Below are 16,115 nucleotides of genomic sequence, written 5' to 3'. Positions count from 1 at the left end.
CAGAGACGAGACTTCCATGACTTCGACATCCCACCGCCGCGCCCGGCTGGCCCTCGCGACCGGTGTCGCGCTCCTCGCGGGCGCGGTCACAGTCCCCGTGGCCGGCGCCGCCACCCCGGCGGCCACCACCGCCACCACCGCCACCACCCCGAGCCCCAAGCGGCTGCACGACGACTTCAACGGCGACGGCCACCCGGACCAGGCGATCGGCGCCCCGCGCAGCAAGGTCGGCACGCTGGCGAACGCAGGCGCGATCAGTGTGGTGTACGGCTCGGCGAGCGGTCTGTCGACCTCCCGCAAGCAGGTGCTGACCTGGGCGGACCGGCCGACGGATCGGCAGTTCACCTGGTACGGCTCCAGCCTCCACAGCGGCGACCTCGACCGGGACGGCTACGCCGACCTTCTGTCGATGGTGAACGCGCCGGTGAACGGTTATCAGGGGCGTGTCGTGGTGGTCCACTGGGGCGGCCCGCAGGGGCTGTCGGCCGCGCCGACCCTGCTCAAGGACGTCCCCCCGCACGGCAGCGGCGGCTTCGCCGTCGCCGACCACGACAGGGACGGCAACCCGGACGTGGTGGTCAGCGGCGAGCGGTACGGGGACCCGGAGCAGGGCGACGGCCTGGTGCTGCGCGGTCCGTTCGGGCGGGACGGGGGCGGGGCACGCTCGGAGCCGTTCACGCTCGTCCCGGGCGACGAGCTCTGGTACGCCTCCGGGTTCGCCGCCGGTGACATCACCGGCGACGGCTACGCCGACCTGGCCGTCGACGCCCACCACACCGACCTCGACAGCGGTTCCGGCGGTGTCGTCCTGCTGACGGGCGGTCCCTCCGGGTTCACCTACAAGGGCTTCGTCAAGGACGCCCAGGGCCGGAGCATGCGCGCCGACGCCATCGAGGTCGGTGATCTGAACAAGGACGGCTACGCGGACATCGTCATCGGCCACTCGATCGACGGCACCGACTACGACATGGACCTCCCGGTCAAGGGCGGCGCGGTCGGCGTCGTCTACGGCGGCCCGAACGGCGTGTCCACCACCCGCAAGCCGGTCTGGATCAACCAGGACACCGCGGGTGTGCCCGGCGCCGGGGAGTGGAGCGACGGCATGGGCTCGGGCCTGTCCGTCGCCGACATCGACGGCGACGGCTACCAGGACGTGACCACGGGTCTGCCCGGCGAGGACTTCGACGGACTCACCGACGCGGGCAGCGTGCTGGTGCTGCGCGGCAGCGCACAGGGGCTCACGGGCACCGGGGCCAAGGTGTTCAGCCAGAACACGGCCGGGGTGCCCGGCGCCGCCGAGTCGGGTGACCGCTTCGGAGCGACGACGGCCCTGGTCGACCCGGACCAGAACAAGAGGCACCAACTGGTCGTCGGCGACCCGGCGGAGAACGCGAACAACGGTGCCGTGTGGGTCTTCGCGGCCACCTCCACCGGCATCACCGCGACCGGCGCCACGACGTTCGGCGCGACCACGATGGGCGCGCCCGTGACCGGGTCGGCCTTCGGCGGCTCGCTGAGCGACTGACCGCCACCGGAACTTCGCCGCGCGCACGTACAGAACGAGGAGAGATCACATGACCTACCGCAGGGCCGCCTCCTGGCGCACCGGGCTCGCCGTCGTCATGGCGGTGACCGGCGTGGTCGCCGTCCCGGCCGTGCAGGCCTCGGCGGCCGGACCCGCGGCGGCCGCCGAACTCCGGGACGACTTCAACGGCGACGGGTACGCCGACCTGGCGGTCGCGGCGCCGGAGGCGACCGTCGACGGCAAGGTGAAGGCCGGGTACGTGGCCGTGCTGTACGGCACGGCGAGCGGGCTGAGCACCACCAGCAAGCAGGTGTGGACGCAGAACAGCGCGGGCGTGCCCGACGACGCCGAGGCGGGCGACACGTTCGGCAGCGCGGTCAGCACGGCCGACCTCGACCGGGACGGGTACACCGACCTGGTCGTCGGCGCGGCGGGCGAGGACAACGCCACCGCCGACTCGGGGTCGGTGCAGGTCGTCTGGGGCGGCGCCCAAGGGCTCGTGGGCGGTGCCACGCTCACCACCGGCAACTCGATGTGGGACTCCGTGGGCGCGGCGGGCAACCTGGCCGCCGGGGACTTCGACGGGGACGGTGCGCCGGAACTGGTGACCGTGGACGACCACTGGAAGCTGGTGGTGGCGAAGGGCCCGTTCGGGCGGGACGGTGCGGCCGGCGGCGGGACGGGGAGCGTCGCGGACGGCTCCGACCCGCGCTTCATGGACATGGCCACGGGCGATGTCAACGGTGACGGCATCACCGACCTCGTCGCGGCCGCTCACCACGGCGACGAGTACGACATGCGCCACATCAAGGTGTTCAAGGGCACGCCGAACGGGCTCGCGGAGCCCCGGTCGGTGATCGGCTCCGACGGCTACCGGCTGGAGGGCGGGGAGTCCCTCGACCTCGGCGATGTGAACGGCGACGGCATCGACGACGTGGTCGTCGGCCGCCCGGTCGACGGCTACGACAGCGACGTGGACATCCCGCTCGCGGTCGGCGGCCTGATCACCTACGTGCCGGGCACGGCGAACGGCCCCGACGGCACCAAGGCCAAGCTGCTCAACCAGGACAGCGCCGGCATCCCGGGCGTCGCCGAGAACGACGACGCCTTCGGCACCGACGTCTCGGTCGCCGACATCAACGGCGACGGCTACGCGGACGTGGCCACGGGCGTGCCCGGCGAGGACTACGACGGCCTGAGCGCCGCCGGCTCCTCGGTCGTGCTGCGCGGTGCCGCCGGCGGTCTGTCCGGCACCGGTGCCCGGTCGTTCGGCCAGAACGACGACGGGGTGCCGGGCACCGCCGAGAGCGCCGACCGGTTCGGCGGGGCCACCCGCCTGCTCGACGTGAACCACGACGGCCGTGCCGAACTGGCCGTGGGCGCGCCGGGGGAGAACACCGGCGCCGGGTCGGTGTGGGTCTTCAAGCCGACCTCCACCGGGATCGCCACGACCGGCTCGATCACCTTCGGCCACGGCACCCTCGGCACGGTGGCGACGGGCGCCAAGCTCGGCGCCGGCTTCGCCTACTGACCGGACGCCGGCCGACTGCCGGACCCGTCGCGGCGAGGGCGCGTCCATGGGCGCCCCTCGCCGCAGCGGGTCTTCTGTTGTCTCTCCAGTTGTCATGCACGCGCTTTCCCGCGTTCAGCCCGCGGCCCGACCGGACAGGGAGCTTCCGGAGTGTCCAAGAGGCTGCTGTGGCAAGGGAGTTCCCCGCGATGACCGGAGTGACCGCATCCGAACCCGGACCCGCCCCCACCGTCGACTCCGCGAGACCGGCCGGACCCGCGTCGCCCGGCCGGCGCCGCTTCCTGACCGCCGGTGCCGCCGCGCTCGGCGCCGCGGCCTCCGCGCAGCTGTGGCTGCCGTCCGCCGCACGCGCCGCCGAGACCCCGCTGCCGGACGGTGTGTTCGGCCTCGGCATCGCCTCCGGTGACCCGCTGCCCGACGGCGTGGTGCTGTGGACGCGGCTCGCCCCGGACCCGCTGAACGGCGGCGGCATGCCCGACCGGGTGGTCGCCGTGGAGTGGGAGATCGCCGAGGACGAGCGGTTCCGGAAGTCCGTACGGCACGGAACCGCGTACGCCCGTCCCGAGTACGGGCACAGCGTGCACGTGGACGTCCGGGGCCTGCGTCCCGGCCGGACCCACTGGTACCGCTTCCGGGCCGGCGGGCAGCTCTCTCCGACCGGGCGCACCCGCACCGCGCCCTCGCGCACCAGTTCCGGCGGCACCGTGCGGCTCGCCCTCGCGTCCTGCCAGAACTGGCAGCACGGCTGGTTCACCCCGTACGCCGACATGCTCGACCAGGACCCCGACGCGGTGCTCTTCGTCGGCGACTACATCTACGAGTCCGGGCCGTCGGCGACGGCCCCGCGCCGCCACGAGGGCACCGGGGAGCCGTACACCCTGACGCAGTACCGCAACCGGTACGCCCAGTACCGCAGCGACCCGGACCTCGCGGCGATGCACGCCAACGCGCCCTTCGTGGTGACCTTCGACGACCACGAGGTCGACAACGACTTCGCCGGCGAGATCCCGCAGGACCCCGACAAGCAGACCCACGACGCCTTCACCGCCCGGCTGACCGCGGCCTACCAGGCGTACTACGAGCACATGCCGGTGCGCGCGAGCGCGATCCCGGACGGTCCGCACATCCGGATGTACCGCCGGCTGGAGTTCGGCCGCCTCGCCCGGCTGAACGTCCTCGACACCCGGCAGTACCGCAGCGACCAGGCCACCACCCAGGCCGGTGCCATGGACCCGTCGCTCACCATGCTCGGCGCCGGCCAGCGGCGGTGGCTGCTCGACTCCCTGCACGGCTCGCCGGCCCGCTGGAACCTGATCGCCTCGCAGATCATGATGGCCGAGACCGATCTCCTGGTCGGCGAGGGCAAGCAGTGGTACTACGACGCCTGGGACGGCTACCAGGCCGAGCGCAACCGGTTCCTGGAGGAGTTCCGCGCGGTGCGCAACCCGGTGGTGCTCACCGGCGACCGGCATCTGACGATGGTCAGCGACCTCAAGGTGGACTTCGCCGACCCCGGCTCCGCGGTGGTCGGCGCCGAGTTCGTCGGCACCTCGATCTCCAGCAACGGCGACCAGGACCAGGACGCCTTCCACCGCGAGTGGGACCCGCGGCTGCCGGACAACCCGCACTGGAAGCTGCTCGACGCGCACCGCGGCTACCACCTCTTCGACATCCGCCGCGACGGCATCGACGCCCAGGTGCGGATCGTCGACACCGTCCGCTCACCCACCGCCACGCCGTCCACTCTGGCCCGGCTGCGGGTGGAGGCGGGCAGGCCCGGGGTCGAGCGGGTCTGAGCCGCCGCGCCGGCCGGCCGCCCTGGGACTCACCGGAGTCCCAGGGCGTTCTCAGCTCAGCCTCAGACACGCCTCTTACCGTCCCTTCACCATGGAGACGGATTGTCAGAGACTCACCCTGCCCGCCGCGCTGCCCCGGGGCACCCGGCTGCTGCACATCGGCCCGCACAAGACGGGCACCACCGCCATCCAGGGCGCGCTGTTCGCCGCCCGTGACCGGCTGCCCGCCCACGGTGTGGCGTTCCCGGCGCACACCCGGCACCCGATGGAGGCCGCCCTCGCCGCCTGCGCGCGGCCCGCGATGATGGGCGACGCGGTGCCCACCGACCGGCACTGGACGCGGCTGCTGGACCAGGTGCGGGCCACCGGCGGGCACACCTCGGTGATCAGCAGCGAGTTCTTCGCCGACGCCGAGGACGAGGCCACCGTCGCCCGGATCGTCGACCAGCTCGGCGGTGACCGGGTGCGGGTGCTGATCACCCTGCGCCCGCTGGCGCGGATCATGCCCTCGCAGTGGCAGCAGTATGTGCAGAACGGGCTGCGCATGCGCTACGAGGAGTGGCTGGAGCACATGCTCCGCAAGCCGCCGTACGACAAGCCCAACCCGAGTTTCTGGCGCCGGCACCGGCACGACCGGCTGGTGGAGCGGTGGGCGCGGGTGGTCGGTCCCGAGCGGGTCACCGTGGTGGTGGTCGACGACCGGGACCGGGACGGTCTGCTGCGCGTCTTCGAGGCGCTTCTGGGCCTGCCGGGGAATCTCCTGGAAGCCGTTCCGGACGCGGCGAATCGATCGCTCACCCTCGCCGAGACCGAAATGCTGCGCAATCTCAACATGGAATTCCGCGGCAATGAGCTGCCCGACGAGCTGTATTCACGGCTGGTCCGGCACGGCGCGGTGATGCATATGAAGAACTCGTGCAGTCCCTCGCCCCAGGACGTGAGGATCTCGACGCCCCGGTGGGCCGTCGAGGCCGCCGCCGGGATCGGCGCGGAGATGGCCGGGCGGATCGCCGCGCTGGGCGTGCGGGTGGTCGGCGATCCCGCGCTGCTGTCGGCCGTGCCGTCGGGCGAGGGGCGGCCGCCGGCCGAGCCGCGGATCGCGCCCGAGGTGGCGGCGCGCGCGTTGTACGGGGTGCTCGCGGCGGCGGCCGCGGCACCGGTGCGGCACACGGCGCCCGTGAAGGCGCGTACCGTTCACCAGACGCCGTCGATGGATCTGGTGAGGGTGCTCGGGCACCGGTGCCTGAGGAGGCTGCGGCGCCGCTGAAGCCCCAACACGGACTTCTGTGGACTTACTCACAGCAATTCCCGGGGCGGCGGAGGCCGTCGTCGGAACCCTCTCGCCAATCACCAGGAGTGCAAGGTGAATGACAGGTTGCGCGCACATATGCGTCGGCGGTCGCTCACCTTGCACTGCGGTAACCACAAGTGGGACCATTTCCAGGTTCCCTGTCGCCCCAAGGTAGGTCACCTGTGTCCCAGCACATAGCCAAGCCCCGTACCACCGCAGTGATCCTGGCCGGTGGCACCGGTCAGCGGGTGGGTCTGTCGATCCCCAAGCAGCTGCTGAAGATCGCCGGCAAGGCAGTCATCGAGCACACCCTGACCACCTTCGAGAAGGCCGACTCCATCGACGACATCATCGTCCTGATGGCGCCGGGTTACGTGCCGGACGTCGAGAAGATCGTCGCCAAGGCCGGCTTCACCAAGGTGTCCAAGATCATCGAGGGTGGCACGACGCGGAACGAGACCACCGAGCGCGCCATCTCCGCGCTGGGCGAGGGCCTGGCCGAGGGCGAGGACGTCAACGTCCTCTTCCACGACGCCGTGCGCCCGCTGCTGTCGCAGCGCGTCATCGACGACTGCGTCGCCGCGCTGGACCGCTACCAGGCCGTCGACGTCGCCATCCCGTCCGCGGACACCATCATCGTGACCCGCACCCACGGTGAGGACGGCGAGTTCATCACCGAGATCCCGGACCGCTCCCGCCTGCGCCGCGGCCAGACCCCGCAGGCCTTCAAGCTGTCCACCATCAAGCGGGCCTACGAGGTCGCCTCCGGCGACCCCAACTTCCAGGCCACCGACGACTGCTCGGTCGTGCTCAAGTACCTGCCGGACGTGCCGATCCACGTCGTCGCGGGTGACGAGTACAACATGAAGGTCACTCAGCCCGTCGACGTCTTCATCGCCGACAAGCTCTTCCAGCTCGCCTCCACCGCCGCGCCCGAGCAGGTCGGCGAGGACGCCTACCGCGAGCTGCTGACCGGCAAGACGATCGTGATCTTCGGCGGCTCCTACGGCATCGGCAAGGACATCGCCGAACTGGCCGGGTCCTTCGGCGCCAACGTCTACGCCCTGGGCCGCTCCACCACCGGTACGCACGTGGAGAACCCGGAGGAGGTCGACGACGCGCTGTCCAAGGCCTACGCCGAGACCGGCCGGATCGACTACGTCGTCAACACCGCCGGTGTGCTGCGCATCGGCAAGCTGGCCGAGACCGACAACGCCACCATCGAGGAGGCGCTGAAGGTCAACTACCTGGCCCCGGTGCAGATCGCCCGGTCGTCGTACAAGTACCTGGCGGAGACCAAGGGCCAGTTGCTGCTCTACACCTCCAGCAGCTACACCCGCGGCCGCGCCGAGTACAGCCTGTACTCCTCCACCAAGGCCGCCATGGTGAACCTCACCCAGGCGCTGTCCGACGAGTGGGCCGGCGACGGCATCCGCGTCAACTGCATCAACCCCGAGCGCACCGCCACCCCGATGCGGACCAAGGCCTTCGGCCAGGAGCCCGCGGGCAGCCTGCTCTCCTCGGAGGCGGTCGCCGGTACCTCGCTGGACGTGCTGCTGTCCGAGCTGACGGGCCATGTCATCGACGTCCGCCAGCAGGACCCGACGGCCGGTGCGAGCAAGGCTTCCGGCTTCGAGCAGGCGCTGGCCAGTGTCCTGGACCGCCAGGCCGACGTGTAATAATCGGTAAATAGGTTTATGGAATTCAGGCCTCTGCGTCCGCTCGTTCACCGGGTGTTCGCGGGGGCCTGAATCCGTACATCCCCGAATTCTGCACAAAGTCGCTGCATTCCAGCACAAAACCGGCATTCCCCCTCCCAGAGCAGGTTTCTCCGTGATCTCCACCGCTATACGCGTCGCCCGGGTGGGCAGCGCGGCCGAGCTGGCCGCGGCGGTCCTCATGATCCTGGGCTTTCCGGCCCTCATGCTGGCCGCGCTCGTCCCGAGCACTCCCGCCTTCGCGGCCGCGGCCGCCGTGACGTACCTGGCGGACCACTATCTGCACCGCAAGGGCAGCTACCTGATCAACCGCCTCAGCAAGGTGCGCGCGGGTCTGTCGATCCGCTTCCTGATCCGGCAGCTCCTGCTGGTCCTGCTGCTGGCCCGGCTGTCCCTCTCGGACGACCTGATCTTCTACGGCGCGGTCGCCTGCTTCATCGCCTTCTACGGTCTCCAGGCCCCGCACGGCGCCCTGGTCACCCTGATCCGCAGCCGCCGCCGGATGCCGGTCGCCACCCGCAACATCGACCTGAAGTCCCGCATCCGCATCCCGGACGCCCCGCCGCGCAAGCTGCTGCACCGCTCCGCGGAGAAGATGCTCCACCTCGACCTCGCCGCCGTCGTCGGTGTGCTGGTCGCCGCGGCCGCCGACCTGCCCGCCGTCGGCTTCGCCGGCATCGGCGCCACGCTGGTGCTGGGCGTCGGCTACGTGCTCGTGCTCGCCCCGTACGTGCGCGGCCGGAAGATCCCGCCGCGCGCCGAGGTGGTGCTGGAGGCCGTCGACGACTGGCTGCGCGAGTACCGGCCCGAGACGGTGCTGTACTTCTCCGGCTCCCGCGACTCCGCGTACCAGGTCAACATGTGGCTGGAGACCATGGAGAAGCTGGACTCCAAGCCGCTGATCATCCTGCGTGAGCGCGCCATCCTGAACAACCTGGCGCCCACCACGGTCCCGGTCGTCTGCGTGCCCGGAGGGGTGCACCTGATGAACATGGACCTGTCCACGGTGCGCGTCGCGCTGTACGCGGCGAACGTCGGCAAGAACATCCACATGCTGCGCGTGCCCACCATGAAGCACGTCTTCATCGGCCACGGCGACAGCGACAAGCTGGCCAGCGTCAACCCGTTCAGCAAGGTCTACGACGAGGTGTGGACCGCCGGCCGGGCCGGCCGCGACCGCTACGCCATCGCCGACGTCGGCGTCCGCGACGACGACATCGTCGAGGTCGGCCGCCCGCAGCTCGCCCCGATCCAGCCGTGGCGGGGCGCGCCCGCTGACCGCATCCCGACCGTGCTCTACGCCCCCACCTGGGAGGGCTGGGACGGCAACCCGGGCAACACCTCCCTGGTGCTGGCCGGCGAGAACATCGTGACCCGGCTGGTGACGGCCGAGCCGCCGGTCCGCGTGCTGTACAAGCCGCACCCGTTCACCGGCACCGTCAGCAAGGACGCCAAGGCCGCCCACCAGCGCGTCGCGGCCCTGGTCGAGAAGGCCGCCGCCGAGCGCGCCGCGGACGCCCGGTTCACCGTCGACGCCGCCGCCCAGACCGCCGCCAAGGCGGAGCTGGACCGGATCGAGGCCCGCCTCGCCGAGCTGGCCGGCAGCGGCCGCGACAAGCGCGACGAGGCCGAGGCGACCCGCGACGGACTCGTGGACGTTGCCCGCCACGAAGAGGTCGCCCGGCTGCGCGCCGAGTGGAACGACGCCTACTGGCGGGCCTTCCCGGCCTGGGAGCACCGGATCATCACCGGCGCCGAGCCGCGGCTGTACGACTGCTTCAACGTCTCCGAGGCGATGGTCTCCGACATCTCCTCCGTGGTCTCCGACTTCATCGCCAGCGGCAAGCCGTACGCGGTGACGGACTCCGCGGAACTCGGCGTGGAGGAGTTCAAGCGGCAGAACACCGCGGTGCGCGCCGCGGTGATCCTCTCCAACGGCGCGACCGAACTGGGCGAGCTGCTGGACGCCGTACGGGACCCGGCCGGCGACCCGCTGGCGGAGGACCGCAAGGAGCTGAAGGAGTACCTGCTCGGCCCCGACGAGCCGAAGTCGATCGACCAGTTCAACACCGCCGTGGCGAACCTGTCGATCAAGGCGGAGACCCGCAACCTCGGCCAGGAGTCGCGGCTCCTGGCGGTGTCCGGTCAGCCGGCGCTGCCGGAGCAGCAGTCGGTGCCCGGCCAGCGGGTGGCGACGAGCGGTGAGACGGACGGTGTGACGGCCGGCTGAGGCCACACGCCGAGCGGTTCGGCCCCCGAGGGATCTCCCTCGGGGGCCGAACCCTTTTCATGCCGCGTTCGTACTGTGATGTGGGCCACGAAGGGGTGGGCGCCGGGCAACCGCTTGCCCCGATCAACCGTCTTCCAGGTAGCCAATAGGGAGATACGGGAGAAATATCCCGTCGACGAGGGGGAAACGTGCCCGTGACGCAGCCTGATGTCACCGTGATCATCGGGGCGTACGAAGCCATGCCGTACCTGGTCGACTGCCTCGCGTCGGTCGAGGCGCAGACCATCGACCCCGCGCGCATGGAGGTCGTGGCGGTGGACGACGGCTCCACGGACGGCACGGGGGAGTGCCTGGAGGAGTTCGCCGCCCGCGCGCCCATGGCGGTCACGGTGATCCGGCAGGAGAACTCCGGCGGCCCCAGCGGCCCGCGCAACACCGGCCTCGGCAAGGCCGCCGGGCGGTACGTGTTCTTCCTGGACGCCGACGACCGGCTCGGCCCGGAGGCGCTGGAGCGGATGGTCGCCATGGCCGACCGCAACGGCACGGACGTGGTCCTCGGCCGGGTCGAGGGCATCAACCGCAAGCCGCCGCAGTCGATGTGGGGCCGGACGCTGGAGCGGACCGACGTCTTCTCCTCCAACATCAAGTTCACGCTCAGCGCGCAGAAGCTGTTCCGGCGGGAGTTCCTGGAGCGGCACGGCATGCGGTTCGACGAGTCGCTGTGGACCGGCGAGGACGCGCTGTTCACGATGGAGGCCTATCTGCGCGCCGACGGCGTCTCCGTCATCGCCGACCACACCTGCTACTACCTGGTGGGCCGCGCGGACGGCAAGCACGTCACCAAGACCGGCGGCTACTCCCTGCGCTTCGACTCCGCCCGCGCGCTGATGCGGCTGATCGCCGACCTCGTGCCGCCGGGCGAGCGGCGCGACACCCTGATGGTGCGGCCGTTCCTCATCACCCTGCTGCCGCAGTTCGGCCCGAAGTTCCTCAAGGACGACGACAAGGTCCGCCGGCACAAGTTCGAGCTGGCCAAGCCGCTCACGGACGCGTACTGGACCGAGAGCGTGGCCCGCCGCCTCCGGGTCGACGAGCGGCTGCGGCTGCACCTGGTGGCCGAGGGCCGCGCGGATCTCCTGGTGGACGTACTGGAGTTCATCCGCTCCAAGAAGCAGCCCGCGGCCGTCCAGGAGAACCGCGGCCGCCGCCTCTATCTGGCCTACCCCCACTTCCGCGACCCCGCCGCCGGCCTCCCTGACTCCCTCTACCTCGCCGAACCCCGCGAGGCCCGCGACTACGACGGCTACCGCGAGCCGACGGCCGCGGCCGCACTTCTGCGCCGCGCGGTCCGCAAGGCGCGGCGCATGCTGCGGCGTTGAGCCCCACGAGGTGGGAGCGGTGCGACGTCGGCCCTTTCGCCGCCTGATGTACGGCAGCCGAAAGCCCCATTCTTTTGAGATTCTTTTGAGCCTGTTCGTTATTTTTCAGCCATCCGGTTACGGAACTAATGATTCGCTCAAATGTTCAGGTAGGTTCATGTCCACCTCAACGCATGAGTAACTTCCGCCTCATGCGAAACATGTCAGGGGGACATGGATGCGTAGCCGCAGAATCCGTCGGACTGCTGTGCTCGCGGCACTCCTGGTGCCGCTCGTGGGGGCGCTGACACCGGCGTCGGCTCAGCCGCACGAGCGTCAGGGGGCCTTGACCGCGCCCTCGGTGAGCAGCGCTGACGGGACGGCAGAAACGCGGATCATCGGTGGCACCTTGCCCGAGTCCCGCGGTATGGCCGCGATATCGCTCGACGGAAAACCGAACTGCAGCGGATCGATAGTCGACAACCACTGGATCCTCACTGCCAAACACTGCGTCAGAGCCAACAGCGGCGACGGGGACAAGTACGACTACAGCAGGCTCAAGGTGCGGGTGAAGAGCGTCTACGCGGACAGCGGCGGGGGCGTTGTCGGCGTGTCCCTCACGAAGTCGCGTGACGACCACGACCTGGCGCTGATCAAGCTCAACCGGTCGGCGGACGCGGAGCCCGTGAGCATGGCGACGAAGCACTCCGAGGTCGGTGCGACGACCTACGTCTTCGGCTACGGAGTGAACTCGACCAGCGGCGACAGTGATTACCGACTGCGTCGGGGAACCGAGCGCGTCGTGGACAACTCCTTCCCCGGCATCCTGACAACGGCGATCGACGGAAAGCCGTGCCATGGGGACTCCGGCGGCCCCCTGTTCAAGCTGGTCGACGGTGCGCGCTACCAGATCGGTGTGGTCTCCAGGCTTCCGCAGGGCGACCCCGTGAACTGTTCGGCGGGGCGGACGGTCTACTCCTCCGTGCCCGACAGCCTGGACTGGATCAACGGAGTCATGCGGGACTTCTGACGAATCCCGTACCCGAGCGATGCCCGCTGACCGGCGCAGCGGGCATCGCCGCATCCCGCCCGCCCGCCCGCGCACGCACGAGTTGGGTTCACGACTTGGCGGCGATGGCCAAGAACGAGAAATGCTTCACCGAAGGAAAAGCGGGAGAGGTGAAGTGCTCCTTCTTCCCGCGGCAGACCGGGGATATCGTGGTGGATATCCTTGACAATCTTTCCTGTGCCGGAACGGCCACGGTGCGGGTGGCGGCGTTCGCCCCGCACCGGGACGCGGTGGCGCAGAAGTTGAGGTCGCTGGCCGACCAGGGGTGCTCTGTACGCATCGTCCACAGCGACAGCAACGATGTAGGCAAGCTCTCCGGGCACGGGAACACACGCCGTCGCCGCCCGCCGGTCGGTCGTCGTTGCCGGTGTGTCCGCAGCCTGGACCTAGTACGCGCGGTACTTCCCGTTCCCGTAGATTGCCTGGTGGGCATGTGACGCGAGGCGAGGGGACAGGCAGCAAGGTGTCAGGGGCAAGGCAGGCCGTGCGCGAGGCCCGCAGGATCGTCGTCAAGGTGGGTTCCTCCTCGCTGACCACCGCCTCGGGCGGGCTGGACGCCGACCGCGTGGACGCGCTGGTCGACGTCCTGGCCAAGGTGCGCAGCGGCGGGGAGCGGGAGATCGTGCTGGTCTCCTCCGGCGCCATCGCCGCCGGGCTGGCCCCGCTGGGCCTGCGCCGCCGGCCCAAGGACCTGGCCCGCCAGCAGGCCGCCGCCAGCGTCGGCCAGGGCCTCCTGGTCGCCCGCTACACCGCCTCCTTCGCCCGCTACGGCGTGCGCGTCGGCCAGGTGCTGCTCACCTCGGACGACATGAGCCGCCGGGCCCACCACCGCAACGCCTCCCGCACCCTGGACAAGCTGCTCGCGATGGGCGCGTTCCCGGTCGTGAACGAGAACGACACGGTCGCCACCGACGAGATCCGCTTCGGCGACAACGACCGGCTCGCCGCCCTCGTCGCCCACCTCGTCCACGCCGACCTGCTGGTGCTGCTCTCCGACGTGGACGGCGTCTACGACGGCAACCCCAGCACACCCGGCACCTCCCGGATCGCCGAGGTGCGCGGACCGCGGGACCTCGCGGACGTCGAGATCGGCAGCGCCGGCAAGGCCGGGGTCGGCACCGGCGGCATGGTCACCAAGGTGGAGGCCGCCCGGATCGCCGCCGCGGCCGGCATCCCGGTGGTGCTGACCAGCGCGGTGCACGCCGCCGACGCCCTCGCCGGCCAGGACACCGGCACCTACTTCCACCCCACCGGCCGCCGCTCCGCCGACCGCCTGCTGTGGCTCCAGCACGCCTCCACCCCGCAGGGCGCGCTGACCCTGGACGAGGGGGCGGTGCGGGCCGTCGTGGAGCGCCGTACGTCGCTGCTGCCCGCCGGCATCGCCGCGGTCGAGGGCGACTTCACCGCGGGTGACCCGGTGGAGCTGCGCGACGGCGCCGGGCACGCGGTGGCCCGCGGGCTGGTCAACTTCGACGCCAAGGAGATCCCCCTGCTGATCGGCCGCTCCACCCGGGAGCTGGCCCGCGACCTGGGCCCGGCGTACGAACGCGAGGTCGTACACAGGGACGACCTGGTGCTGCTGAACCCGTAAGAGCGTCCGCGAAGGCGCGTGAGGACATCCGCACTGGTGTCCTTCTTGCGGCGAATCATCCGCTCCGGGTGGTGGACGTTCCGCAAAACCGCCACGCGATCCGCGACGGCCTGCTCAACTTTGACTCGAAGGTACATTCCGCGCGCGTGAAGGAGGCCGTCGTGAGACGAGTGCGCCCTGGGGCGGCGGCGTCCCGCGGTGGTGCCGGCTCCCGTGCGGCGGCCGGAGCGGACCGGGCCCCGCTGACCAGTGTGTCGGCCGGGGCCCGCTTCGAGGGCGAGGGGCCCGCGGACCTGCCCCGGCTGTGGCATGTCACCCTCAGTGTCTCCGGCGAGGCCGCCCCGCTGACCGAGGTCCGGCGAGCCCTGGAACAGCTCGCCCACGACCATCCCTTCCTGCTGACCAGCAGATACGCGGGCGATCACGCCGAGATCCGCTACTGGGAAGAGGCCCGCGACCTGCACGACGCGGCGGCCGTGGCATTGCGCCTGTGGGGCGAGCACCGGCAGACCGCCGGGCTGCCGCCCTGGGAGATCGTCGGCCTGGAGGTCATCGACCGGGCCACCTACCACCAGCGCATCGCCGAGGGCTACGGCCCGCCGCCGGCCAGCCCTGTCGGAGTTCACCCGTTTTGATCCCGTCTCGGGGTGTGGAACGACCGAGGAAGCGGCGCCCGCGGCGCACTACCCTTCCCTCATGACCACGCTCTCGCCGTACGACTCGATGTCCCCGGTCACCCAGGCCGCCTACCGCGCCAAGGCCGCCGCCGCCGACCTCGCGCCGCTGCCGCGGTCCGTGAAGGACGACGCGCTGCTCGCCATCGCGGACGCGCTGGAGGTCCGCACCAGCGAGATCGTCGAGGCCAACGCCCAGGACGTGGCGAGGGCCCGGGAGGCCGGCACCAGCGAGGGCATGATCGACCGGCTCACCCTCACCCCCGAGAGGGTCCGCGCGATCGCCTCCGACGTCCGGGACGTCGCCGCGCTGCCCGACCCGGTCGGCGAGGTCGTGCGCGGCTCCACGCTGCCCAACGGCATCGACCTGCGCCAGATCCGGGTGCCGCTCGGCGTCGTCGGGATCATCTACGAGGGCCGGCCGAACGTGACCGTGGACGCCGCCGCCCTGTGTTTGAAGTCCGGCAACGCGGTGCTGCTGCGCGGCTCCTCCTCCGCCTACCGGTCGAACACCGCGCTGGTGCGGGTGCTGCGCGACGCCGTGGGCGGGGCCGGACTGCCCGCCGACGCCGTCCAGCTGGTGCCCGGCGAGAGCCGGGACAGCGTGCGCGAGCTGATGCGGGCCCGCGGCCTGGTCGACGTGCTCATCCCGCGCGGCGGCGCCTCCCTGATCAACGCGGTCGTCCAGGAGTCCGTCGTCCCGGTGATCGAGACCGGCACCGGCAACTGCCACGTCTACGTCGACGCGCAGGCCGACCTCGACATGGCCGTCGAGATCCTGATCAACTCCAAGGCCCAGCGGGTCGGCGTCTGCAACGCCGCCGAGACCCTGCTGGTCCACCAGGACATCGCCGCCGAGTTCCTGCCGCGCGCCCTGGACGCCCTGGCCGAGGCCGGGGTGACCGTGCACGCCGACGAGCGGGTGATGGCGTACGCCAAGGACTCCCGGGCGACGGTCGTGGAGGCGACGCCGGAGGACTGGGAGACCGAGTACCTGTCGTACGACATCGCCGCCGCGGTCGTCGACTCGCTGGACCGGGCCGTGGAGCACATCCGGCTGTGGACCTCCGGTCACACCGAGGCCATCGTGACCACCTCGCAGCAGGCCGCCCGCAGGTTCACCCAGTTGGTCGATTCGACCACGGTCGCCGTGAACGCCTCCACCCGGTTCACCGACGGCGGCCAGTTCGGCTTCGGCGCCGAGATCGGCATCTCCACGCAGAAGCTGCACGCCCGGGGCCCGATGGGCCTGCCCGAGCTGACCAGCACCAAGTACATCGTGACCGGCGACGGGCACATCCGGCGCTGAGCGAGCGCACCGGCACCGGGCAG

General features: G+C 71.1%; 12 protein-coding genes. All 12 read left to right on the top strand.

Annotated elements, in window-relative coordinates; all coding sequences use genetic code 11:
- The first annotated feature begins 16 nt into the window (after positions 1 to 16).
- The 12 genes from ABT232_RS00765 (at position 17) to ABT232_RS00710 (ending at position 16,092) form a co-directional block, all read left to right on the top strand.
- A complete protein-coding gene (locus tag ABT232_RS00765; protein WP_351833903.1) occupies positions 17 to 1,525 on the top strand; it encodes a VCBS repeat-containing protein in 1,509 nt (502 codons plus the stop codon).
- Between the two features lie 49 nt (positions 1,526 to 1,574).
- A complete protein-coding gene (locus tag ABT232_RS00760) occupies positions 1,575 to 3,056 on the top strand; it encodes an FG-GAP and VCBS repeat-containing protein (RefSeq protein ID WP_351833900.1) in 1,482 nt (493 codons plus the stop codon).
- Between the two features lie 188 nt (positions 3,057 to 3,244).
- Positions 3,245 to 4,852, top strand: coding sequence for an alkaline phosphatase D family protein (locus ABT232_RS00755; protein WP_351833897.1), 1,608 nt, complete (start codon positions 3,245 to 3,247; stop codon positions 4,850 to 4,852).
- A gap of 91 nt (positions 4,853 to 4,943) precedes the next feature.
- Positions 4,944 to 6,119 (top strand): hypothetical protein, encoded by a 1,176-nt coding sequence (locus ABT232_RS00750; protein ID WP_351833894.1) that lies wholly within the window; start codon positions 4,944 to 4,946, stop codon positions 6,117 to 6,119.
- A 206-nt stretch (positions 6,120 to 6,325) separates the two neighbouring features.
- Complete coding sequence (locus ABT232_RS00745; protein WP_351833891.1) at positions 6,326 to 7,822, top strand: D-ribitol-5-phosphate cytidylyltransferase; 1,497 nt, start codon at positions 6,326 to 6,328, stop codon at positions 7,820 to 7,822.
- Positions 7,823 to 7,976: 154 nt separating this feature from the next.
- On the top strand, positions 7,977 to 10,091 hold the full coding sequence (locus tag ABT232_RS00740) for a hypothetical protein (protein ID WP_351833888.1): 2,115 nt from the start codon (positions 7,977 to 7,979) through the stop codon (positions 10,089 to 10,091).
- Between the two features lie 188 nt (positions 10,092 to 10,279).
- Positions 10,280 to 11,470, top strand: coding sequence for a glycosyltransferase family 2 protein (locus tag ABT232_RS00735; protein ID WP_351833886.1), 1,191 nt, complete (start codon positions 10,280 to 10,282; stop codon positions 11,468 to 11,470).
- Between the two features lie 247 nt (positions 11,471 to 11,717).
- On the top strand, positions 11,718 to 12,479 hold the full coding sequence (locus ABT232_RS00730) for a S1 family peptidase (RefSeq protein ID WP_351833884.1): 762 nt from the start codon (positions 11,718 to 11,720) through the stop codon (positions 12,477 to 12,479).
- A gap of 104 nt (positions 12,480 to 12,583) precedes the next feature.
- Positions 12,584 to 12,955: a hypothetical protein gene (locus ABT232_RS00725; RefSeq protein WP_351833881.1), complete on the top strand. Its 372-nt coding sequence runs from the start codon at positions 12,584 to 12,586 to the stop codon at positions 12,953 to 12,955.
- A 47-nt stretch (positions 12,956 to 13,002) separates the two neighbouring features.
- Positions 13,003 to 14,109 (top strand): glutamate 5-kinase, encoded by a 1,107-nt coding sequence (gene proB, locus ABT232_RS00720; protein ID WP_351834778.1) that lies wholly within the window; start codon positions 13,003 to 13,005, stop codon positions 14,107 to 14,109.
- A gap of 170 nt (positions 14,110 to 14,279) precedes the next feature.
- Positions 14,280 to 14,744, top strand: a complete 465-nt coding sequence (locus ABT232_RS00715; protein ID WP_351834776.1) for a DUF8830 family protein — start codon at positions 14,280 to 14,282, stop codon at positions 14,742 to 14,744.
- Between the two features lie 61 nt (positions 14,745 to 14,805).
- Positions 14,806 to 16,092: a glutamate-5-semialdehyde dehydrogenase gene (locus ABT232_RS00710; RefSeq protein WP_351833879.1), complete on the top strand. Its 1,287-nt coding sequence runs from the start codon at positions 14,806 to 14,808 to the stop codon at positions 16,090 to 16,092.
- The last annotated feature ends 23 nt before the right edge of the window (positions 16,093 to 16,115 follow it).

Origin of the sequence: Streptomyces sp. NPDC001532 (genome assembly GCF_040298625.1) — a bacterium.
GTDB lineage: Bacteria > Actinomycetota > Actinomycetes > Streptomycetales > Streptomycetaceae > Streptomyces.
Note: the sequence above shows the minus strand (reverse complement) of the source record. Positions and strands in the feature narration are given on the sequence as shown.